The sequence below is a fragment of the Vibrio sp. T3Y01 genome (assembly GCF_013114525.1).
Taxonomy (GTDB): domain Bacteria; phylum Pseudomonadota; class Gammaproteobacteria; order Enterobacterales; family Vibrionaceae; genus Vibrio; species Vibrio chagasii_B.
In genome coordinates, this window is sequence record NZ_VTXJ01000007.1 from 276,825 (window position 1) to 300,071 (window position 23,247).

Sequence of the window (23,247 nt, forward strand, 5' to 3'; positions counted from 1 at the left end):
GGCGACTCAAACCGAGTGTGTGAATGAGGAATCGCTTCGTAAATACTAGGAATAGAAATGAGTGAAGTTTCGTTAAAACAATCTGGTGTACGTTGGTTATGGTTAGCTCTGCTGGTTTTTCTTGCAGACATCGGCATCAAACTCTTTGTCATGGACAACATGGGTTATGGCTGGGCAAACCGTATTGAGGTGTTGCCGTTCTTTAACTTTTTGTACGTTCATAACTACGGTGCTGCATTCAGCTTCTTGAGTGATCAAAGTGGTTGGCAGCGTTGGTTATTTACAGGTATTGCCTTTGCTGTAACGGGCATGCTGACATACTGGATGAGCAAGCTACCAGCGACAGAAAAGTGGAACAACATCGCTTATGCCATCATCATAGGTGGTGCAGTCGGTAATGTATTTGACCGTGTTGTACACGGCTTTGTTGTCGATTACTTAGATTTCTACTGGGGCACTTACCACTGGCCAGCATTCAACTTAGCCGATATGGGTATTTGTATTGGTGCCGCGATGATCATCCTAGATGGTTTCCGCAAGAAAGACGAAAGCAAATAGCTTTTAAATAGATGCTCTAAAGTCAGTCTATGACTCACAGAATAGAATAGCCCTAAGCGCTGTCGGTTGATTCCGGTGGCGCTTTTTTTTATGCTTCAGTCAACAAGGGAGCAAAGCAAAATGCATCCTCAAATAATAAAGAAGTCTAAGGAAAGTAACGTGGCAGCAATTAAAAATGATTCAGCAGTAACCCTACATTTTACGATTAAAATGAAGGATGGTTCAGTTGCCGATAGCACCGAAAATATGGGCAAACCGGCGAAGTTCGTGATGGGCGATGGTAGCCTAAGCGAGAACTTTGAAGCGTGCTTACTTGGGCTTGAAGCCGGTACTGAAAAGTCTATCGACCTGAAAGCGGAAGATGCATTTGGTATGCCGAATCCAGATCATATCCATCACATGGACCGTGCTAAATTTGTTGGCGACTCTGAGGTTGAAGTGGGCACTATCATGGCATTTTCTGGTCCAGACGGCATGGAAATCCCAGGTATTATCACTGAGATCGCTGGCGATTCAGTGACGGTTGATTTTAATCACCCACTTGCAGGCCAAGATGTTACGTTTGACGTCAATATCTTAGCTGTCGACTAACATCACCTTACAGCTGTGATGTCACCCAGAGCTTCACTGTCTAGGCGCTTCACTGTAGAATGCGAGCCTCGCCGACGGCGAACTCTATAGAAACAACCTTAGTACCGCGGTAAATGATGAGCAATGAAATGAAAATAATGTTAGCTAACCCTCGTGGCTTTTGTGCCGGTGTTGATCGTGCGATCAGCATTGTCGAGCGCGCACTCGAAATGTATCAGCCACCGATCTACGTTCGTCATGAAGTGGTACACAACCGCTTTGTTGTTGAGGGGCTAAAACAACGCGGTGCTATTTTTGTCGAAGAACTTAGCGAAGTGCCAGACGATAACATCGTGATCTTCTCTGCTCACGGCGTGTCTCAAGCGGTTCGTAAAGAAGCGAAAGAGCGCGAGCTAACGGTATTCGATGCAACGTGTCCTTTGGTAACTAAAGTACATATGGAGGTTGCTCGTGCGAGCCGTAAACATATGGAAGTGGTACTGATTGGTCACGCAGGTCACCCTGAAGTTGAAGGTACTATGGGTCAATACGCGAGCCAAACGGGTGGCATGTACTTGGTTGAGAGACCAGAGGACGTGCAAAACCTAGTGGTGAACGATCCAACTAACCTGCACTACGTGAGCCAAACGACGCTCTCTGTTGATGAAACCGCTGATGTAATCGAAGAGCTACGTCGTGTATTCCCTGAGATTCAAGGCCCTCGTAAAGACGACATCTGTTACGCGACTCAAAACCGTCAAGACGCTGTTCGTGAGATGGCAAACGACGTTGACGTTGTGATTGTGGTTGGTTCTAAGAACTCATCGAACTCAACACGCTTGAAAGAGCTGGCTGAAAAACTAGGCACACCTGGTTACCTAACGGATTGCCCTGAAGACATTCAAACAGAATGGGTTGAAGGCAAGAAGAAAATCGGTGTAACGGCTGGTGCATCTGCTCCTGAAGAGCTAGTAAATCAAATCTTAGATCGAATTCGCGAGCTTGGTGCTACTGACGTTGAAGAGATTCAAGGTCGTGAAGAGAATATGTTCTTCGAAGTACCAAAAGAGCTACAGATTAAACAAGTCGATTAATCTCTATCGATTTGTGACATTAACGATTCGTCATACCGTCGATTCGCAAGCAGTAAAAAGCCAACGTTGATACGTTGGCTTTTTTGATCGTGCGCTTTGATAAGCTATTGGATACCGAGTTGTTCTTTTAGTGTCTTGAGATAGCGACGACTCACAGGCACTTCAAAGCCAGTAAGCGTGACGATCTCCGCTAATCCATTCTCTAGCAATTTGATCTCTTGGATCGATTTTATGTTGATCAAGTATTGTCGGTGACAGCGGATCAAATCGGTCTTCTCTTCCAAGATCTTTAGCGTCAGCTGTGAAGTGGCCGTTTGCGATGAACAGCGAACATGCACGCCGCTGATATCAGAATAGGCGCACTCGACACTTTGGCTCGCCATGATCACAATACGGTTGTGACCAATACACGGAATCTGTTCTAAGCGTGAAGGAGCAATTGAAGCGACATCTTGCTCTGGTGCTTTTTGGTTCTGCTTGACGACTTTATTCAGTCGAGAAACACTTTTATTGAGTCGGCAGGGCTCAACAGGCTTAAGCAGGTAATCAAAGGCGTTGTCTTCAAAGGCTTGAATCGCATATTGATCGTAAGCGGTCACAAACACCACGTAAGGCATTGTCTCTGGGTCAAGCATACTCAACAGCTCAATACCTGTAACTTGAGGCATCTGAATATCCAGATACACCACGTCGGGTTTAAGAAGGTTGATCTGCTTAAGTCCTTCGATCGCGTTGCTTGCTTGACCGATGACTTCCACTTCTCCCGTTTCAGTCAGTAACTCAATCAGCTCTTCGCGAGCAAAAAGCTCATCATCGATAACGAGTGCTTTTAACATCCTGCAATCTTCATTTTTGTTCTGTCCCTGCTTATTCCGCTTATCTTTTTTATGCCTGCTTCTAAATGTCGCTAATGAGAAGCGATTACCTACGAAACACCATTATTTTAGTATAGGTATGATAAAGCTCATTCGAGTAAATTGCTGTGGTTGAGATTCTATTTTTAGTGCTGAATCTTGTCCAAAGAAATTAGTGAGTCGTTTATCAACAATTTCCATCCCTAATCCTACATGATCTTGAGATGGCTTCTGGTAGTTACCAGCATTGTCTTCGACGATCAGTCTAAATCCACCTTGGAAAGCTTCGCTATAGATCTTCACTTTGCCGCCTTCCAGCATATTTGAAATCCCATGTTTAATGGCATTTTCAACCAGAGGTTGCAGGGTAAAGCTTGGCAATTGTGATTCAAACAATTGTGGGTCTATATCCCATTCAATTTCTAAGCGGTCAGTAAAGCGCGCCTTTTCGATCGTCAGGTACGCATTAACGTGCGCGAGCTCGTCTTTAAGCTTAACGGTATTAATATTCTGTTTGAGGTTGCTTCTGAAGAAGTGAGACAGATGCTGAATGAGCTCACGTGCTTTATCTGGATCACGACGTGTTACGGCACTGATGGTATTGAGTGCATTAAACAAGAAGTGCGGGTTGACCTGTGCGTGCAGCAGTTTGATTTCAGCTTGAGTGAGCAGGGTTTGCTGTTGCTGATAGTTGCTGAACAGGATTTGACTCGATAACAGCTGAGCAATACCTTCAGCCATCGACATGTTGATGGTTGAAAACAGCTTCAGTTTGGGCTCATACAGTTTAATGGTGCCGACGACTTCGTTACCAGCACGCAGTGGGATAATCAACGCTGACCCCAGCTTACAATCCTGTGAGAGAGAGCATTGGTATGGGTTCTCTTTACCATCCAGGTAGATGATGTCGTTCTGTTCCATCGAAGTCAGTGTGCTTTGCGATGAAATAGGAGTGTTAGGGATATGGTGCTCATCGCCAATGCCAACGAAAGCGAGAATTTTTTCTCGGTCAGTGATTGCCACAGCGCCTACGTTGGTCTCTTCGTAGATAATACGCACGATTTTCTGCGCGTTATCAGACGTGAAACCACCATGAAGAATACCCACCGAACGCTCAGCAATGGTCAATGCGCGGCGCGAGAAGGTCGCTGAGTATTTCTCAAAGATGGTTTTACGGTCTTGGATGATACTCATGAACAGTGCTGCACCCACGGAGTTGGCAATGATCATCGGTGCTGCAATGTCGGAAACCAGCGCATAAGATTGTTCAAACGGTTTGGCGACCGCAAGCAGAATCAACATCTGAATGATCTCTGCAAATAACGTCACAGAAAACACTACCATCGGATTAAACAATTGGCTGGCTTTGTTTTTTCTGACTAAGTACACATGCAGCAAGCCACCAATCAGGCCCTCTGCTGTCGTTGAGATAGCACAAGCTAAGTCCGTAAAACCACCTAATGAATAGCGATGTATCCCGCCAGTAAAGCCCACCGCAAAGCCAACTACAGGACCACCAAACAAACCGCCCATGACTGCGCCCATCGCACGTGTGTTGGCGATCGCATCATTGATCTGTAGGCCGAAATAGGTGCCCATAATACAGAACAGAGAGAACAGAACGTAACAGCTGATCTTGTGGCTCAAGCGTGAAGAGATGCTCAACAAAGGGAGAATCAGTGGGGTTTTACTTAGCATGTAAGCGATCACTAAGTAGACACAGGTTTGTTGAAGCAGAGAGAGAATGAGTTCCATATTTTCACCTATTGAGACGCTTGTTAAGTGTAAAGCTCATTGTGTGGTAAGGGTAGTTTTGCTTGTGTTTGTTAGGCTTATATCGAGCGATTAGCGCTCACACTGTCTTGTTGCTAACCAGTACAGACAATAAAGCCCATCACAGGGGATGGGCTTTAGTCTTAATATCCATGAATCACTGAGTGATTGCCGGAACAAGCGAAGTTGTGTTTGGCTGTTCTTGTCTTTCTATGAAGACTGGTCTTTTACAAAGAGTTTAAAGAACTAGGCTGTTTTAGTTTCACCTTTTGCTTCTTTTTCTTCATCAGCAAGGTCTGTTTCGCCTTTGCCTTTAGAAATCTTGATTACGTAAGCCGCAACACCCAGCGCACTAATCACACCAACGATAGTTGAGATTTGCATTGGTAGGCCGAAACCAAGTTGGCTGTTGTTCAGGATGAATGTGATACACACAGACGTCATGAAGATAGCTGGAACCGTCGTTACCCAGTGCAGTTTGTTGTGACGTAGTAGGTAAGCTGAAGCTGTCCACAACATCATTACTGCTGTTGATTGGTTAGCGAAACCGAAGTAGCGCCAAATGATACCGAAGTCTACTTGAGTCAGGATGCCACCGATAACGAACAGTGGTAGAGCCATCAGTAGGCGGTTACGCAGTGTCTTCTGTTCCATGTTGAAGTATTCAGCAAGGATAAGACGGCTTGAGCGGAATGCAGTGTCACCAGATGTGATTGGTAGGATAACCACGCCTAGGAAAGCAAGGATACCGCCGAATACACCTAGTAGGCCAAATGAAGCGCTGTATACAACGTTACCTGGACCGCCGTTTGCTACCGCTTCAGATAGAGACTCAACTGAACCGAAGAACGATAGTGCAAGTGCACACCAGATAAGAGCGATGATGCCTTCACCAATCATTGCACCGTAGAATACGAAGCGACCGTTCTTCTCGTTTTCCATACAACGCGCCATCAGAGGTGACTGAGTTGCGTGGAAGCCAGAGATTGCACCACAAGCGATAGTGATGAATAGAGCAGGCCATAGTGGTAGGTCGTTCGGGTTCATGTTGGTGAACATGTCGCTGATTTCAAAACCACCCATGATTTGGTGTTCATCAGAGAAGCCAATCGCAGTGATAAGGCCAACTGACATGAAGATAAGCAGAGCACCGAACAGTGGGTAGAAGCGACCAATGATTTTATCGACAGGGACAATCGTTGCGATGATGTAGTAAGCAAAGATAACAACAACCATAGTTGTTGCAGACATCGCGAAATCAGTTTGGTCGTTCACTAGGTTAGTGATCATGCCTGCTGGAGCAGAAACGAATACCACACCAACTAGAAGCAGTAGAACAATGGCAAAGATATTCATAAAGTGTTTTGCGCCATTGCCTAGGTAACGTCCAGTGATGGTTGGAACCGAAGCACCGCCATTACGGATAGATAACATACCTGAGAAGTAGTCGTGTACTGCACCTGCGAAGATACAACCTAGTACGATCCATAGCATTGCTGCTGGGCCGTATAGGGCACCCATGATAGGGCCGAAGATTGGACCTACACCTGCAATGTTTAGCAGTTGAACTAGGTAAACCTTTGGAGTCGACATTGGAACGTAGTCCACGCCGTCTTGCTTAGTGTGAGCAGGTGTTTGACGCTTTTCATTGATACCAAAAATCTTCTCGATAAAGGTACCGTAAATAAAGTAGCCACCAATGAGTGCTGCGACACAGGTAAGAAACCACATCATAATTTGTTATCCCTGAATGTATTAATTAAGTCAGGGTGTATATTAGAGGAGTGTATGGAAAGAAACTTCCGCTACTGGAGTGAGTGGTCGAATAGCTAATTAAGTGGTGTTATAACCGGTTTAGTGGTTTGTGACCTTTGTTGAGTGGTGGGGTAGAAGTGTTGAGAAGTATCGTGCTTCTGTTAAGTGGTCGATAGTGAGCATTAAACGGCGCGTAATAAAGATCAACGGCAGATAACAGAGATGAGTGGACATCAGCTCCCGTTCAGCGGAGAATCACCAACAGAGGCAAAGCTTCATTTAGAAGTGGCTAGGGAAATATAAAGGATTGAAATGAAAAAGATAATAGCACTATTCGCCGTAGCATTTAGCCTTGCAGGATGCAGCGCCAATGTTCAAGATTTAGCGGCAGAAGGCAACTGGCAAGAGATTGGCTACCGCGATGGTATTAAAGGCAACACTCAACGTTCCTATTCAGAGATGGCAAAATTGGGCGCGGTTGACCAAGCAAGTTACAACGAAGGTTACCAAATTGGTGTGACTGAATATTGTAACCCTAACCACGCATACCAGATTGGTCTATCTGGTCAGGTGTATGAAGGTGTTTGTTCTGGTACCGAAGATGCCCAGCGTTTCCGTATGGAGTGGCAACGTGGCTGGGATGAGTTTTCAAACGACCACTAACTTCGCTCGTGATTACTCACACCTCTTAAACGGAATCATTAAGCTTAAATTGAAAAAAACCAGTACCTTATGTGTACTGGTTTTTTGTATCACGCTTTCGTCAGTATTGAAGATTAATCCGACATTTACTGATTATTCTCGACCGCTTTTCTTAAAAAGCCGTTCTGCTGGTCAAGCTGAGCCTTCGCCGCCTGCAAATCAAGCCCGGTCAGAATCATTAAAATCGCTAGCTTAACGTCATAATCGGTAGTTTTAAGTGTCGACACTGCCAACGCTTTATCACATTCGGTTGCTTGAATAACGATACGAGCGGCCCGGGCTACTAGCTTTTCGTTAGTCGCTTTTACGTCGACCATCAGGTTCTGGTAGCTCTTACCAATACGAATCATGCTCGCTGTGGTCAGCATATTAAGAACCAGTTTTTGCGCTGTACCGGATTTCAGCCTTGTTGACCCCGTTAGTGCCTCTGGGCCAACCACTGGGCTTATCGCGATCTGAGCAATATCAGCAATTGGCGAATCTGGATTACAAGACAGAGCAACCGTCACCGCACCGATTTGATTGGCGTAGTTGAGTGCGCCAATCACGTAAGGCGTACGCCCGCTTGCCGCAATGCCAACCACAACATCCTTTTCTGAAAATTGAATCGCTTTCAGATCATCAATACCTAACGTTAGCGAATCTTCAGCCCCTTCTTTGGCTTTCAAAATGGCTTCTGGTCCGCCGGCGATAAGGCCGATAACCATTTTGTCTGAAACGCCAAATGTGGGCGGGCACTCTGAGGCATCTAAAACGCCCAATCGACCACTGGTGCCAGCACCCATGTAAATCAGTCGCCCTCCGTTTTGAAAGGCGTGAGCGATTTTATCAACGGCCTTAGCTATTTGCGGCAGTTCAGCTTCGATCGCCAGTGGGACTTGTTTGTCTTGTTGGTTAATCTTTTCGACCACTTCAAGAGAAGTGAGTAGATCAATATCCATAGTGTCAGGGTTTCTCCCCTCCGAAACGAGGTGCGAGAGCGCTGATATGAGAGCGTCGTTACTCATAATGATCCTTAAATGATGGTTCTAAAATGGTTTAGTTAGCACTGTATAGAACGCCTAGAGAGGCAGATCTACTTGCACCAGTCACTTCTGGTAAATTACTCGGTAGTTGATGGACATGACGTTGAGCAAGCCAAGCAAAAGCCATCGCTTCCATATAGTCAGCGTCTACACCTTTGCTGGTGGTTGAGGCAACCTCCCAGCTTGGTAGAAGCTCAGAAAGCCTCTTCATCAATAATGGGTTTCTAACCCCACCACCACATACATACAATGCTGGAGCGTTACCTAAGCGGTAAGCCTCGACTTCATTGGCTATCGTCAAAGCCGTGTATTCGCAAAGTGTGCGTTGGACATCTTGTGCTGAGATGTCATTAAATTCTGTTAATTGTTGCTCTAACCAAGGCAGATTGAATAGCTCTCTACCGGTACTTTTCGGCGGTGTTTGAGATAAATAAGACGCTTCCAGCAGTTGTTTTAATAAGGCTTGATTAACTTGACCTTGAAGTGCGAACTGAGCGTCGCGGTCAAATTTTTCACCCGTGTGTTTATCTACCCAAGCGTCCATTAACATATTGCCTGGGCCAGTATCATAACCAAGTGTTGGTTGATTCGGGCGCAGTACTGAAATATTCGATATGCCACCAATGTTCAGCACAACAACTGAGCTTTCTTGCGGTTGAAAAATAGTATGGTGAAAAGCGGGGACCAGTGGTGCACCTTGTCCACCAAGCGCCATGTCTTTACGTCTGAAATCTGCGACGGTTTGAATCTCGGTTTTAGCAGCAATAATGTTGGCATCGCCTAACTGCATGGTAAAGGGAGAGTCGCCTGTTGGTTGGTGGAATACCGTTTGACCATGATTGCCAATTGCGGTGACAGTTGATGCTGGAGTCTCTGACTTGGCGAGAAGCTGTAGAACGGCATCAGCAAATAGGTGGCCAAGCTGGTGGTCGAGCTCACCAATGGCAATCAAGTCAGTTTGCTGACCGATACATACATTAAGCAAGCGTGTTTTGAGTTCCTTTGGCATTGGAAACTCATCATGAGCAAGCAGTGTGATCCGGTTGTCTTCTATCGACACCAGTGCCGTATCAACGCCGTCCATGCTGGTGCCTGACATCACGCCAATGTATAACTCTGACTTCATGGTCATTTCCTTAATTAAGCGGGCGAAGCTTTTGATGTGCGATGATTTCTGCGCCATCTAAAGCATTACCTTGAACCTCTAAGCTGCGATCTTGTAGCGCTTGTGGCAGTTTGTCACGATAGAAAGCGCCTAAGCTGCCTAAGAACATGATCGGTAGTGAGTTGTTGTCTGAGCATGTTCGTGCAAGCAGATCAATTTCTTGAATACCTTGCTCAACGATGTTTTTTGCCGTCGGACAACACGGTTCTAACTCGACAAGCTCTTTTGCAAGTTGAGCATAATCGGTTGCGTTGGCTGAGCGAGTCCATTTTAGAATCGCACTGCGGACATTGCCTGTTTTCTTCATGACTAGTTGACTCGTTAACGAGCAACGTTGAGCGTCAAACTCGACAAGTGTTTGCTGAACCGCTTTAAAACCAAGCCAAGCGCCACCACCCTGATCGCCAATGGGGAAACCCCAACCGCCAAATTGATGGGTCACGTATTGGTTGTCTAATTGAATCGCAACAGAACCAGTGCCAATGGCAATACAGTTTACGCCTTCCCCTCTATTTGCACCAACGACCGAGGCTTCAGCATCGCTCGTCACATACAGGTTTGGGAAATGGGACAGTGCCAGTTGTAATTTCGCTTTTAGTTGAGCATTACCTGCGCCAGCAACACCGACCACAATATAACACTGTTTCGGACTTATCTGATTCACACTCAGCATTTCTTCAATGTAATGAGTCAGTTGAGTGATAGCTGTTTCACCGTATAAGGTCAATGACGTTGCGGCCAAAGTACGCTCTTTAATTACGCTCGGTGTCGGCGAAATTCGCTTGAGTCTCATTGCGGTTTTTGTGCCGCCACCATCGACGGCTAGAGTATGAGTAATCATTGGCTAACTGTTTGTAGTTTGTTTGCTTCTTGAGGCTGCTTCTTGCCTGATAGACAGACGATCAATGACACAAAGGTACCTACACACAGTTGATACGGGAAGGCCAATCGAACACCCACCCAATCAGTATTAATCATACCCATTACGCTATCCCAAACATAAGCTTGCATCAGTAACGTAGTTAAGAAGCCGGCGACAAGCGCTAAAGCTACTGATGTTTCATTGCCACGTTCGGTGAAAATCGCTGTGAAGTAGACCCCCAATAACCCAGTGTAAGCAAACACCATTACACTCAAAGCGAACGACAATAATGGCATGTCGGTGTATTGCTGCCAGTAGTAACACAAGATACCCATGCTACCTAAGGCCAGCGCAGCAGCGGCCATACCGAAGCGACCCGCTTTTACATAATGGAAGTCATCTTGTTCGCCTTTACGAGCTTCTAACCATGGTTTGTAGATATCTTGAATCGCAACAGAAGACATTGAATTCAAGCCTGAGTTTAGGGTTGAAAGCGCAGCGGCAACCACACCAACGGTCACTAAGCCTCGAAGGCCTGCTGGCATTTCATTGAGCACGTAGTACATGAAAATCGTCACGTTCTCACCATTAAAGCTCTGCACGACATCTTTACCTTCGACGCCCATCAGGTCAGGTCGTTGATAGAAAACATACAGAAGCAGGCCAATCGACATGAAAACCAACACAACAGGGATAGAGAAGATGATTGAGTTGATCATCGCCTTAGAACCTTGCTTGGCATCTTTGCAGGTTAGAACTCGCTGGGTCATGTCTTGATCAAGACCAAACGCACCAATGTTCAGCAGTACAAAACCAGTAATACATGCCCAGAAGCTGAAAGTACCAGCAGGTGTTAAATCAAGAGTGAAATCGAGCAAGGTCAGCTTCGAAGATTGACCTTCACCAGGGTTGGCAAGCACTTGTGCTATTTGGCTGAAATCTGCCGGGATCTGACCTAGTAAGTAGATAATGACTGCAATAGCTGCACCGACGTACACCACAAGTTGGATCAGGTCACTCCAGATAACCGAGCGGATACCGCCCATGTAGGTGTAAGCGAGGCCAACGGTGACCAAAATCACCACGGAAGTGATAACGCTGCTTGGGTCAATATTGGTAAATAGAATCATAGATACTGCGATAGCCGCCATATATAGACGAGCACCAGAAGCAAACACACGACCAACCAAATACATCACACCAGCACGCTGCTTAGTTTTCTCGCCAAAACGCACTTTCAGTAGCTCATATACTGTTGAAACTTTGTTTTGATAGAAGCGAGGAATCAGAATTAGAGCGACAAAAATAGCGCCCAGAATACCGCCAATATTAGTCGCTAGGTAAGTGAGGTCGCCACGGTAGCTCGATTCTGGTCCACCTAAAAACGTCGCTGCTGACTGTGAGGTTGCGAGTACTGAGATAGCCACCACCCACATTGGCATTGAGTTACCGCCTAAAAAATAGTCCTTGGTACTCGTGATTTTGGTTCGGCTGAAATGCCAACCTGTGAAGGCGATAACAACGAAGTAAATCGCAAATACCGCCCAATCCAGCGAAGTAAATAGTGAATTCATAGCAGCTCCATAGCATGAATAGATAAGAAGGTGTTTATTATTATTTTTTCAGAATGACAGTTTGAATAATGAGTTTCAAAACCTATTCCTTGGTGGAATAGTGACCAGAGGTTTTCTTTGATGATGCTCCCATAAGGTGGTGTGAGCTATTCCAAATGAGAAGGTGGAAAGGAATAATTATTCCAATGGAAAGGCAAAACTCGTTATGATGATGACAGTTGAAAGAGGAGAGGATTAGAGTGAAAGGCATTGCTAAAGTAAAAGCGTTATTACCAAAGCTCTCTCCATCGGATTCGCTGGTGGCACGATATGTATTGGATCACCCGCAGCAGGTCAAGCAGCTCTCTTCCCCTGAATTAGCGAAAGCGGTAGGTGTGAGCCAGTCAACGATCGTCAAGTTTAGTCAGAAGATCGGTTATAAAGGCTTTTCTGAAATGAAGGTGAAACTCTATCAGAGTGATATGAGTTATCAGCCCGTTTCCCAGCGAGGGATACACGGCACCATCACTAGAAAAGATTCGCCAGATACCGTGATGGAAAAACTTCTTGCAAGCAAAACACAATCGCTTGAACGTACCGTGTTATTAAATGAGGGCGAACAGCTGAGTAATGCCGCTGACTTACTGCACCTTGCTAATAGAATCCAAATTTCAGGTGTCGGAGCATCATCTCTAGTTGCGAAAGATTTCGCTTATAAGCTGATGAAAATCGGTCATGCGGTTCATGCTGAGCCAGATGCTCATATTCAGATTGCCAACGCGGCATCGCTTACTGAAAATGATGTGTTGGTAGCGATTTCCTATTCAGGAAAAACCAGAGAAGTCGTAAAGGTGGCTCAGCTAGCGAGATCGAAGAAGGCCAAAGTGATTGTGATTAGCCAGTTATCTCCCTCGGCTTTGGACAAATATGCTGACATCAAACTCATTTCGGCGGCTGACGAGAATCATATTCGTAGTTCCTCTATCACAGCACGTGATAGCCAACTTTATATTACTGACTTGTTGTTCATTGCGTTAACTCAGCAAGAAGAGCAAGCCGACCAATTAATCGAACAAAGTAAATCTGCGGTAGCGGAATTTAAGCAATAGAAGGACATATTATGGGACCGTTGTGGGTTGATGTTGCAGGCTACGAACTGACTGCGGAAGACAAAGAAATTTTAGAGCACCCAACCGTTGGTGGTCTCATTTTATTTGCTAGAAACTACCACGATAGCAAGCAGCTATCGGCTTTAAATAAAGAGATTCGCAAAGCGGCTAAGCGTCCTATTTTAATTGGTGTTGACCAAGAAGGAGGACGAGTACAGCGTTTCCGCGATGGCTTTTCTATTATCCCTGCTGCTCAAGAGTTCGCGACTCAAAAGAATGGTGAACAATTAGCTGAACAAGCTGGTTGGTTGATGGCAGCGGAGCTGATTGCTCACGATATCGATCTAAGTTTTGCACCAGTATTAGATAAAGGTCATCAATGCAAAGCGATTGGCAACCGAGCATTTGGTGAAGATATCGATACCATCGTTCGTCACAGTAGTGCATTCATCAAAGGCATGAAGTCGGTTGGTATGGCGACAACTGGAAAGCACTTCCCTGGTCATGGTGGTGTGATAGCCGATTCGCATCTAGAAACGCCTTACGACCCTCGAGACGATATCTTTGAAACCGATATGGCGACCTTTAAGGCGCAAATTGAAGCGGGATTATTAGATGCGATGATGCCTGCACACGTGGTTTTCTCTCATTATGATGACCAACCAGCAAGTGGCTCTCAATATTGGTTACAGAAAGTATTGAGACAAAAACTGGGCTTTAAAGGTCTGATCTTCTCTGATGATTTAACGATGGAAGGCGCTGCGATCATGGGCGGACCAGCCGACAGAGCAAAAGCAGCCTTGAGTGCGGGCTGTGACATGGTGTTGATGTGTAATAAACGAGATGCACAAATTGAGGCTCTTGATCACTTAGCGATTCAAGAGGTGCCTTTAGCCAACTCATTGCTTAAAAAACACAGCTTTGATTTGCCGACTCTTCACTCTGATACCCGATGGAAAGAGGCTTCAGAGCAGATTAAGCGAATGCTAAACGATGAGTGATAAATAAACACTCTACAAATTTAAAGAAGGCGATATGAGAAATATCGCCTTTTTTGTTTGTATTGACTGTGGTTTAAGCTAGTAATCTAATTAAAACGACTCAAAACTCACGTGTAAATTAATATTTACACTAAATGTTTTTTATTGTTTACGCTTGCAATCGTTTTTGTAGCTGTTATTGTGTTTTTAAAGATTGTTAACCCAAATGGAAATGTTGGGTGTAAAAATAAATATACAGGTTGAGTTATGCAGAAAAGTGAATTAAGCAATGTCAATATTATCGACGAACAGGTACTGATTACTCCTGAGGAGTTAAAAGCAAAACTGCCTTTGAGTGATAATGCTCGTCGTTTCATTCAAGAGTCTCGTCAAACTATCGCAAACATCATCCATAAGAAAGATCACCGCATGCTGGTTGTATGTGGCCCGTGTTCTATCCATGATGTTGAAGCGGCAAAAGAGTACGCGAAACGCCTAAAAGCTTTATCTGCGCAACTTAGTGATCAACTGTATATTGTTATGCGTGTTTACTTTGAAAAGCCTCGTACTACGGTGGGCTGGAAAGGTTTAATCAACGACCCTCATCTAGATGGTACTTTCGATATTGAGCATGGTTTGCATGTAGGTCGTGAACTATTGGTTGAACTTGCTGAGATGGAAATTCCACTGGCAACAGAAGCACTAGACCCAATCAGCCCGCAATACCTAGCAGATACATTCAGCTGGGCGGCGATCGGCGCACGTACAACGGAATCACAAACGCACCGTGAAATGGCAAGTGGTCTTTCAATGCCTATTGGTTTCAAAAACGGTACAGATGGCAACCTAGGCACAGCAATCAATGCGATGCAGGCAGCTTCTTCTAGTCACCGTTTCATGGGTATCAGCCGTGAAGGTCAAGTTGCACTATTAACTACTCAAGGTAACCCAAACGGTCATGTTATTTTACGTGGCGGTAAGCAAACAAACTACGATTCAGTATCCGTACACGAATGTGAGCAAGAGCTTGGTAAATCAGGTTTAGAAGCAGCACTGATGATTGACTGTAGCCATGCTAACTCTCGCAAAGATTTCCGTCGCCAGCCTCTGGTTGCCGAAGATGCGATTCACCAAATCCGTGAAGGTAACAAGTCGATCATCGGCCTTATGATTGAAAGCCATATCAACGAAGGAAATCAATCTTCTGATATACCTCTCAATGAGATGAAATACGGCGTTTCAATTACCGACGCGTGTATCAATTGGGACACAACTGAGGCACTATTGAAACATGCACATACGGAACTAGTCCCGTTCTTAGAGAACCGTTTGAAAGGTTAGTCAGAGTTTAAAAGTTTAGTGCCTCATCTAATGGGGCATTTTAAGATCTGTTGCTAACGAAATCGGCGTTGGTACGGGCTTATAGATTAGTAAGGAATAAAATGGCCGTTGAACTGAACGAATTACGCGACCAAATTGATGCTGTCGATAAACAGATGCTGGATTTACTGGCTCAGCGACTTGCTCTTGTTGAGAAAGTTGGTGAAGTGAAAAGTGAACATGGATTACCTATTTATGTGCCGGAGCGTGAAGCGGCAATGTTGGCGTCTCGTCGTCAAGAAGCAGAAAAAATAGGGGTTCCACCACAGCTCATCGAAGATATTTTGCGTCGAACTATGCGTGAATCTTATGCCAGCGAAAAAGACTCTGGTTTTAAGTGTCTTAACCCAGAATTACGTTCAGTGGTTATCGTTGGTGGTAATGGTCAGCTGGGTGGCTTATTTGGCCGTATGTTTAAGCTTTCTGGCTACGAAGTGAAAGTCCTTGGTAGTCAAGATTGGGATAAAGCCGATGAAATCCTAGATAACGTTGGTCTTGTGGTTGTAACCGTTCCAATTCACTTAACGGAAGGTGTGATTGCGAAACTTGGTAACCTGCCAAGTGATTGTATTCTTTGTGATTTAACATCGATTAAATCAAAGCCGCTGCAAGCAATGATGAACATGCACCAAGGCCCTGTTGTTGGTCTTCACCCTATGTTTGGTCCTGATGTACCAAGCCTAGCGAAACAGGTGATTGTTTACAGTGATGGGCGCGGTTCTGAAAGCTACCAATGGCTACTGGAGCAATTTAGTATCTGGGGTGCGAGCCTATGTCAGATGGATGCTGCTGAGCATGACCACGGCATGACTCTGATTCAAGCGCTTCGCCACTTTACCTCTTTTGCTTACGGTCTACACCTAAGCAAAGAGAACCCGAATATCGACCAACTTCTGAAGCTTAGCTCTCCAATCTACCGTCTAGAGATTGCGATGGTTGGTCGTCTATTTGCTCAAGACCCGAACTTGTACGGTGACATCATCCTATCTTCAGATGAAAACATTGAGATGATTCGACGCTTCCACCGTTGTTTTGGTGAAGCACTCGAGATCTTAGACGGAAAAGACAAAGCCAAGTTCGTTGAGAGCTTTAACCAGGTGAGTGATTGGTTTGGTGACTACTCACAGCAATTCTTGCAAGAGAGTCAAAGCCTGTTAAAACAAGCACATGACTCGATTCATCGCGGTTAATAGTGTGGTTTGAAAAATAAAAAAGAGCGACCATTTGGTCGCTCTTTTTGTTTGTGTTAAATGCCGATATTGCATCTGGCCTATAGTAGGCGAAATGCATTTTGATCATCATGGGCCAAACGAACAAACCTAGTTAGTCACGATAGGCTCTTTGTTATTCTCGTTCGATACTCGGTTATCATCGCTGGATACCGTGTCGATAGTTGAACTGATGTAAGGTACGTTAGTTAGGTTGATCTGCAAGCGAACCACGTTATCAATCAGCTGAACGAGTGGGCCCCATTTCACCTTTTTCTCTTTCTCAAACACGTAATTGAAGTTTTCTGGTGTCCAATCCATCAAGTATTGAGGATTCAATGAGCGACCAAGGAAGCGTACTTCATAATGTAGATGTGGCCCAGTTGAGTTACCTGAGTTCCCACAGCTCGCAATCACATCACCTTTACTGACAAACTGACCGCTGCGAACTTTGAATTTTTGCAGATGCGCGTAAGAGCTCATGAAGCCGAAAGAGTGGCGCATAGTGATAAAGTTACCGAAGCCTTTCTTGCTTGGACGAACCGTTTCAATCACACCGTCCGCTGGCGCTAAGATATCTTCGCCGCGCTTACAAGTAAGGTCGATACCAGTATGGTTGTGACGTTTGCCTGTAATTGGGTTTGTACGGCGACCGTAAGAAGACGAGATACGTTGATATGCCATCGGGCTATCATTAGGAATTAAGCGGAACATGGTAGCTCTTACCGCGGAATCGACTGCCGCAGCATCAATACGGTCTTCTAATGAAACCTCATCGGTGTGTAATTCTTCATCAGCCAGGCCAAGAACGGACTCCACATCGAATACACGCTTACCCAGTAACTGAATCGTGCCTTCTTTCTCAGTCAATGCTTGAGATAGGTTATGGTTGGTTTCAACCTGTTCCGCATATAAAAACTCGGTCTGTTCTTTTTCAACAATCAGAGTTTCAATTAACTGTTGTGCATCACCGGCTTGTGTAGCCAGCTTGTTTTTACTCTCAAGGTGCATGTAGGTAGCGCCACCAATCAATATTGGTACTGAGAGCAGGGACGTCATGCATAAGAGTACGGCTTTTCGACCGAAGTAAAACGTCTGTTCCCCCTGACTTGAGGGAATAGTAATGGAAACTTTTTTAGACATGGTTCTGTATTAACTAAATGCTTCTAATAGAAAAAGGGTAATGGAGACACTATTCCTTACCTAAGTCGGTAAGGTGTTCAATCTCTCTATAAAGCAGTTCATCGTCACCAACGTTAAGCTCAACAAGGCGCTTAAGGTGGCTGATACTATCAATATCTAAATGCTCTATGCGTAAACGCATTGAGGTATTGATGGTAGAGACTATCGTTGCTTCTAATTGAATATTGATATCGCTGTTGGCCAGCTTAAAGCTAACGTGAACAGGGGTATCTTGGCTGAATCGTTGTAATTCATCGCACTGAATGAGTAAACCATGGAGAGACAAGTCTTGCACTGAGCCTGATGCATTTATGTGTTCTTGTGAGATTTCAGTCGGAACTTGATAAACAACTCGTGAAAATTGACGTCTTTCAATCATAAGTATTCTCTCTATATCGATACGTAATACGTAAGCCAGATATATCAAAGGCCGCTATTATCGCGGCCTTTGTTCAAAATACAAGCTTATTTACTTAGCAATACGTTTGTACTTGATGCGGTGTGGTTCTGCCGCTTGTGCGCCCAGAGTCTTCTTCAGCCACTCTGTGTACTCAGTATAGTTACCTTCGTAGAAGTTAACTTGACCTTCATCACGGTAGTCTAAGATATGGGTCGCAATACGGTCTAGGAACCAACGGTCGTGCGAGATAACCATTGCACAGCCAGGGAACTCAAGCAGTGCTTCTTCAAGAGCACGTAGCGTTTCAACGTCTAGGTCGTTGGTCGGCTCATCGAGTAGCAGTACGTTACCGCCCGCTTTTAGTAGCTTAGCTAAGTGAACACGGTTACGTTCACCACCAGAAAGCTCACCGATGATCTTCTGTTGGTCGTTGCCTTTGAAGTTGAAACGAGAGCAGTATGCACGTGCTGGGATTTCGAAGTTGTTGATCTTGATGATATCAGCGCCTTCAGAGATCTCTTGGAATACTGTCTTAGTGTCGTCCATGCTGTCACGGAACTGATCAACAGAAGCAAGCTTAACTGTTTCACCCAGTTCAACCGTACCTGAGTCTGGTTGCTCTGCGCCGCTTAGCATCTTGAATAGTGTTGATTTACCCGCACCGTTGGCACCTACGATACCCACGATTGCACCCTTAGGCATGCTGAACGATAGGTCATCGATAAGAACGCGGTCACCGTATGACTTAGTTAGGTTCTTAACTTCAAGAACTTTGTCACCTAGGCGCTCACCTGGCGGGATGAACAGTTCGTTGGTTTCGTTACGCTTCTGGTATTGGCCAGTCGTCAGTTCTTCAAAACGAGCCATACGAGCTTTAGACTTAGCTTGACGACCTTTAGGGTTTTGACGAACCCACTCAAGTTCTTTCTCGATGGTCTTTTGACGTGCGCTTTCACCAGCTTTCTCTTGCTTCAGACGCTCATCTTTTTGCTCTAGCCAAGACGTGTAGTTACCTTGCCATGGGATACCTTCACCACGGTCAAGCTCTAGAATCCAACCAGCAGCGTTATCTAGGAAGTAACGGTCGTGGGTAATCGCCACAACAGTACCGCTGTAGTCCACTAGGAAGTGCTCAAGCCATGCAACTGATTCTGCATCCAGGTGGTTCGTTGGTTCGTCAAGAAGCAGCATGTCTGGCTTCTCTAGAAGTAGACGACAGATAGCAACACGACGACGCTCACCACCAGAAAGGTGTTCAATCTTAGCGTCCCACTCAGGAAGACGAAGTGCGTCTGCAGCGCGCTCTAGAGCAGCTTCTAGGTTGTGACCGTCTTTTGCTTGGATAAGCGCTTCTAGTTCGCCTTGCTCTTTTGCTAGTGCATCGAAATCTGCATCTGGTTCAGCGTAAGCCGCGTAAACTGCGTCGATACGTTTCAGTGCGTCAGCAACATCAGAAACCGCTTCTTCTACGATTTCGCGAACCGTTTTTGATTCGTCAAGTATCGGCTCTTGAGGTAGGTAACCTACGTTCAGGCCTTGTTGTGCACGAGCTTCGCCATCGATATCAGTATCAATACCAGCCATGATACGTAGTAGGGTAGATTTACCTGAACCATTTAGACCCAAAACACCGATTTTAGCGCCAGGAAAAAAGCTAAGAGAAATGTCTTTAAGAATTTGACGCTTAGGTGGAACAGTTTTGCTCACCCGAGACATGGTATATACGTATTCAGCCATTGCCGATCGATCCTAATTATTGTTCAAAATTGTTAGCTATTTTATACCAATATCCCTAAAGATGTTACTCCTTGGAAAGAAAAGCCATTCTTGAACGAATCCTTACTTACTATTGTCACATTGGTTATTAAAACTATATTTAATATGCTTCTTAGATGAAGTGTTAAATATTAATAATATTTACACTCAATTCCTTTACATTTTATGTGATGTCGGGCGTAAATAGATTTCACGTATTCATACACGCACTAAGGAAAGAGCGAATGTTTTTCCGAATTGGTAATACGAAGGTTGCTGTGGCTGCATCGGCAATCTTGTCTTCATTTTCACTAGCTCCAGTGGCTATGGCTAGCAATGCCTCAGAGCTAGAAATGCAGCGTGATGTTTATGATAGAGCGCAAGAGGTTTTAGACAACCGTGATCTAAAAGCTTACTCAGAACTGCGCAGCAAAATTCAAACATACCCTCTCACGCCTTACACCGATTATCGTGCTTTTCTTATCGGTCTTGGTGATCGTACTCCGGCTGAAGTGGATGCGTTTATTGAAGAGAACAAAGCCTTGCCATTTTCTAATCGTATGCGAGCACCATATTTAGATATGCTGGCTTCTAGAAAACAGTGGCAAACCATCCTTGAGTTTCAAACTAAAGAGCCAGTGGGCGAAAAGTACCAATGCATTTATTACCGAGCGAATTATGAGCAAGGTAATCAAGAACTGGCTTTTAAAGGGGCGAAGCAGCTTTGGTTGAGCGGCGATGGTGTTGATGACGCTTGCGACCCGCTATTTAAGAGTTGGGATCAAGCTGGCTTAAGAACTGATGAGCTGATTTTAGAGCGTATGCTGTTAGCGTTTGATGGGCGTAACGGTAAGCTGATGAGCTATCTGATCAAGCAATTGGATCATGATGAGTCAATTGCTCAAGCTAAGCAGATGAAGGCGTTATACAACAAGCCTGAAAACGTGCTCACATTCGCGAAGAAGTATCCAGCCAATGAGTTTTATCAAGCTCAAACGGAGTTTGCTTTTAAGAAGCTCGCAAGAAAATCGGCTAGCAGTGCCCAGGAAATATTTGATGATGTCATCAAGGCCCAGAAGTTTTCTAAAGAGAAATCTCAAGAGCTCGCTGATTACCTGACTTTCCGTTTAATCAATACCGATTCTGAAGAGTTGATGGAGTGGCGAGACGAGATGTTGGCGAGTTCGTCGAAACAAGTCTTATTGGAACGTCGTGCCCGTTTGGCTATTCAGCATGCCGATTGGGCTGGATTGAAAGAGTGGATTGCCCTCTTAGACGACAAGCACCAAGCTTCATTGCGTTGGCAATACTGGTTAGGCAGGGCTGAAATAGCAACTGGAGATACCGAAAAGGGCAACCAACGTCTGTCTGATATTTTAGGCAAGCGTAATTTCTACAGTGTTGCGGCGGCTAAGCAGTTAGGTAAGCCTATTCAGTACCCTACATCAACGCTCAAGTATAATGCTGAAACAGTGAAGCCTTTTAGTACTTCGCTGATTCGTATCGATGAACTGATTACTCGCGATAAAATTGCCGCCGCTAAAAGTGAATGGCGCTGGCTACTGACCAATGCAGATAAAGAGCAAAAAGAGATGCTTGCCGCTTACGCTGCGACACAGCGTTGGAATCACTTCACTGTGATTGCGAGTATTTCAGCGAAAATGTGGGATAACATTGCGCTGCGTTTTCCGGTTGCTCATAAGTGGTGGTTTAACTTCTACGCGGAGAAGCATGATATTGATCCAATCACCTTGATGTCTCTAGCAAGACAAGAGAGCGCGATGGATTCAGAAGCTCGTTCTCCAGTTGGTGCACGTGGTGTCATGCAAATTATGCCAAAGACAGCGCAATACACCGCGAACAAACACAAGATTAAGTACAAGGGTAGCGATGATCTTTACGATGTCGGCAAGAATATCGAAATTGGCAGCCACTACTTAGATGGTTTGCTCTCTCAATATGACAACAACCGTATCTTTGCTTTTGCTGCCTACAATGCAGGTCCAAGCCGTGTTAAACAGTGGCGTTCTCGCAGTGACGAAAAGCTTGATGCCTTCGCTTTTATTGAGATGATTCCATTCAAAGAGACACGCGGTTACGTTCAGAACATCTTAATGTTTGAGACTTACTATCGAGACATCTTGGGTGAGCAGGGCGAGTTTTTGGCTCCCCATGAGGTGAAAGCTAAATACTAGTGGTCGATAAGGCCTGAAACTGAGTGACAATTGAAGGCAGTGAGTGCGAACCATTTCCGCTTACTGCCTTTTTACATTGGATCACATCCAGTATTTCGGTATAAAGTGGTAGACGCTTTCAATCGATAAGCGACTCTTTAAAGTCTGAATTTAAAAGTAAGTGTAGAGATATGGCATCACAACCTGAATATGATAACTGGCAACAACTCATGGATTTAGTTAAGACAGCGGTTGAGAAAGATCAGCATGAACTGTTGTTGACCATGATGATGACGCCCGATGAGCGAGATGCTCTGGTTGCTCGAATTAATATTTTTTGTGAGCTAATGAAAGGTGAAATGTCTCAAAGACAAGTAAGCCAAATGCTGGGAGTCGGTGTGGCAACCATCACCAGAGGCTCGAATGAGCTCAAGGCAAAATCAGAACAAGAGAAAGCGATTATTGCCGATCTGCTGCTCAAGTAATGATGGCTTAAGCTATCACTGAATAGCGAGAATGCGAATTGAAAAAAAACGCTAACTGAGGGTTAGCGTTTTTTAGTTTCTAGAGCTTGCAATCGAGCTGCTAGAAAGCTTGAGAAGCATTCATTGGTTAAGCCGAGAAATGCTCAGGGTTCACAAATGGGATCAGCGCTAAGATTAACGCTTGGTGATAGACCGAGCTACGTGAAAGCTGGTTATGTGTCAGTAAACCAATCGCTCCACCTTTTTGTTTGATATTGTCAGTACCAAATACTTCATCCATCACATCCCCGAGTTCGTTAGCGTGTTCTAGCTTCTCAAGAACGGCTGGTGGCAACATCAGGCTTGCCGAGCGAGATTCTCCACGTTGGCCATTTGATTCAATCACCATCCAAGCAAAGGTAACCCCGCCTTCGATTCCCGCTTCTAACCCAACATAGAAATCCGCATTAGGTTGCTGTTGTGTCGCATTGTGTACACGGTTCACCGCACCTTGATAGGTTTCATCATTACTCATCGGCTGATCGGCAACACCACTTGGCACACTTGCCCCCGTGAACTCAAACTCGGTGTTGGGAAACGCAGAGACAAAAGCACTTTTGACAGCATTGATCTTAGCGGGATTTAGCGAGGCGATGATGACAGATTTCATGTGTTCGATTCTTC

The 23,247-nt window shown here is 45.0% G+C and carries 21 protein-coding genes; 10 read left to right on the forward strand and 11 right to left on the reverse strand.

Going from position 1 to position 23,247, the window contains the following annotated elements; translation table 11 throughout:
• Positions 1-57: 57 nt before the first annotated feature.
• The 3 genes from lspA (at position 58) to ispH (ending at position 2,222) form a co-directional block, all read left to right on the forward strand.
• Entirely contained in the window at positions 58-558 is a 501-nt protein-coding gene (gene lspA / locus F0232_RS10290; protein WP_004739521.1) for a signal peptidase II, read from the forward strand.
• Positions 559-717: 159 nt separating this feature from the next.
• Entirely contained in the window at positions 718-1,149 is a 432-nt protein-coding gene (gene fkpB, locus F0232_RS10295; protein WP_004739519.1) for an FKBP-type peptidyl-prolyl cis-trans isomerase, read from the forward strand.
• Positions 1,150-1,265: 116 nt separating this feature from the next.
• On the forward strand, positions 1,266-2,222 hold the full coding sequence (gene ispH, locus F0232_RS10300; RefSeq protein ID WP_171731860.1) for a 4-hydroxy-3-methylbut-2-enyl diphosphate reductase: 957 nt from the start codon (positions 1,266-1,268) through the stop codon (positions 2,220-2,222).
• A 104-nt stretch (positions 2,223-2,326) separates the two neighbouring features.
• Here ispH and btsR read toward each other — a convergent pair whose 3' ends face one another.
• The 3 genes from btsR to F0232_RS10315 form a co-directional block, all read right to left on the reverse strand.
• The gene (btsR, locus tag F0232_RS10305; RefSeq protein ID WP_116870034.1) at positions 2,327-3,058 is read right to left on the reverse strand and encodes a two-component system response regulator BtsR; all 732 of its coding nucleotides are present in this window, start codon (positions 3,056-3,058) and stop codon (positions 2,327-2,329) included.
• 102 nt (positions 3,059-3,160) lie between these two features.
• A complete protein-coding gene (locus F0232_RS10310) occupies positions 3,161-4,831 on the reverse strand; it encodes a sensor histidine kinase (RefSeq protein ID WP_171731857.1) in 1,671 nt (556 codons plus the stop codon).
• 264 nt (positions 4,832-5,095) lie between these two features.
• The gene (locus F0232_RS10315) at positions 5,096-6,583 is read right to left on the reverse strand and encodes a carbon starvation protein A (protein ID WP_061033335.1); all 1,488 of its coding nucleotides are present in this window, start codon (positions 6,581-6,583) and stop codon (positions 5,096-5,098) included.
• Positions 6,584-6,916: 333 nt separating this feature from the next.
• Between F0232_RS10315 and F0232_RS10320 the strand changes: the two genes are divergently transcribed.
• On the forward strand, positions 6,917-7,267 hold the full coding sequence (locus tag F0232_RS10320) for a DUF2799 domain-containing protein (protein WP_061033334.1): 351 nt from the start codon (positions 6,917-6,919) through the stop codon (positions 7,265-7,267).
• Positions 7,268-7,392: 125 nt separating this feature from the next.
• Here the strand turns inward: F0232_RS10320 and murQ are convergent, their stop codons facing one another.
• From murQ to F0232_RS10340, 4 genes are read right to left on the reverse strand one after another with little or no spacing between them, the layout of a single operon-like run.
• Positions 7,393-8,313, reverse strand: coding sequence for an N-acetylmuramic acid 6-phosphate etherase (gene murQ, locus F0232_RS10325; RefSeq protein WP_004739508.1), 921 nt, complete (start codon positions 8,311-8,313; stop codon positions 7,393-7,395).
• A 31-nt stretch (positions 8,314-8,344) separates the two neighbouring features.
• A complete protein-coding gene (locus F0232_RS10330) occupies positions 8,345-9,457 on the reverse strand; it encodes an anhydro-N-acetylmuramic acid kinase (protein ID WP_171731856.1) in 1,113 nt (370 codons plus the stop codon).
• A gap of 10 nt (positions 9,458-9,467) precedes the next feature.
• Complete coding sequence (locus F0232_RS10335) at positions 9,468-10,337, reverse strand: BadF/BadG/BcrA/BcrD ATPase family protein (RefSeq protein WP_171731855.1); 870 nt, start codon at positions 10,335-10,337, stop codon at positions 9,468-9,470.
• Positions 10,334-11,932 (reverse strand): sodium:solute symporter, encoded by a 1,599-nt coding sequence (locus F0232_RS10340; protein ID WP_171731854.1) that lies wholly within the window; start codon positions 11,930-11,932, stop codon positions 10,334-10,336. Before F0232_RS10340 ends, F0232_RS10335 begins: the two co-directional genes overlap by 4 nt.
• 239 nt (positions 11,933-12,171) lie before the next feature.
• Here F0232_RS10340 and F0232_RS10345 point away from each other — a divergent pair, with 239 nt between their 5' ends.
• The 4 genes from F0232_RS10345 to tyrA all read left to right on the forward strand — a co-directional run bounded on the left by F0232_RS10345 (position 12,172) and on the right by tyrA (position 16,570).
• Positions 12,172-13,020, forward strand: coding sequence for a MurR/RpiR family transcriptional regulator (locus F0232_RS10345; protein WP_171731853.1), 849 nt, complete (start codon positions 12,172-12,174; stop codon positions 13,018-13,020).
• 11 nt (positions 13,021-13,031) lie between these two features.
• Positions 13,032-14,021 (forward strand): beta-N-acetylhexosaminidase, encoded by a 990-nt coding sequence (gene nagZ, locus F0232_RS10350; RefSeq protein WP_171731852.1) that lies wholly within the window; start codon positions 13,032-13,034, stop codon positions 14,019-14,021.
• A 246-nt stretch (positions 14,022-14,267) separates the two neighbouring features.
• Positions 14,268-15,341 carry a 3-deoxy-7-phosphoheptulonate synthase gene (locus F0232_RS10355; RefSeq protein ID WP_171731851.1) on the forward strand — a complete coding sequence of 358 codons (1,074 nt, stop codon included), beginning with the start codon at positions 14,268-14,270 and terminating at the stop codon, positions 15,339-15,341.
• Between the two features lie 101 nt (positions 15,342-15,442).
• Entirely contained in the window at positions 15,443-16,570 is a 1,128-nt protein-coding gene (gene tyrA / locus F0232_RS10360; RefSeq protein ID WP_171731850.1) for a bifunctional chorismate mutase/prephenate dehydrogenase, read from the forward strand.
• Positions 16,571-16,699: 129 nt separating this feature from the next.
• Here the strand turns inward: tyrA and F0232_RS10365 are convergent, their stop codons facing one another.
• The 3 genes from F0232_RS10365 to ettA form a co-directional block, all read right to left on the reverse strand.
• A complete protein-coding gene (locus F0232_RS10365) occupies positions 16,700-17,731 on the reverse strand; it encodes a M23 family metallopeptidase (RefSeq protein WP_171731849.1) in 1,032 nt (343 codons plus the stop codon).
• A 49-nt stretch (positions 17,732-17,780) separates the two neighbouring features.
• Positions 17,781-18,149, reverse strand: a complete 369-nt coding sequence (locus tag F0232_RS10370) for a PilZ domain-containing protein (RefSeq protein ID WP_116870042.1) — start codon at positions 18,147-18,149, stop codon at positions 17,781-17,783.
• Positions 18,150-18,239: 90 nt separating this feature from the next.
• Positions 18,240-19,907 carry an energy-dependent translational throttle protein EttA gene (ettA, locus tag F0232_RS10375; protein WP_171750765.1) on the reverse strand — a complete coding sequence of 556 codons (1,668 nt, stop codon included), beginning with the start codon at positions 19,905-19,907 and terminating at the stop codon, positions 18,240-18,242.
• Positions 19,908-20,170: 263 nt separating this feature from the next.
• On the opposite strand from ettA, the gene sltY reads away from it, so the two are divergent.
• Both sltY and trpR read left to right on the forward strand, forming a co-directional pair.
• Complete coding sequence (gene sltY, locus F0232_RS10380) at positions 20,171-22,120, forward strand: murein transglycosylase (RefSeq protein ID WP_105058961.1); 1,950 nt, start codon at positions 20,171-20,173, stop codon at positions 22,118-22,120.
• A 170-nt stretch (positions 22,121-22,290) separates the two neighbouring features.
• Complete coding sequence (gene trpR / locus F0232_RS10385) at positions 22,291-22,584, forward strand: trp operon repressor (protein ID WP_008221633.1); 294 nt, start codon at positions 22,291-22,293, stop codon at positions 22,582-22,584.
• Between the two features lie 127 nt (positions 22,585-22,711).
• Here the strand turns inward: trpR and yjjX are convergent, their stop codons facing one another.
• Positions 22,712-23,233, reverse strand: coding sequence for an inosine/xanthosine triphosphatase (gene yjjX / locus F0232_RS10390; RefSeq protein ID WP_061033323.1), 522 nt, complete (start codon positions 23,231-23,233; stop codon positions 22,712-22,714).
• Between the last annotated feature and the right edge of the window lie 14 nt (positions 23,234-23,247).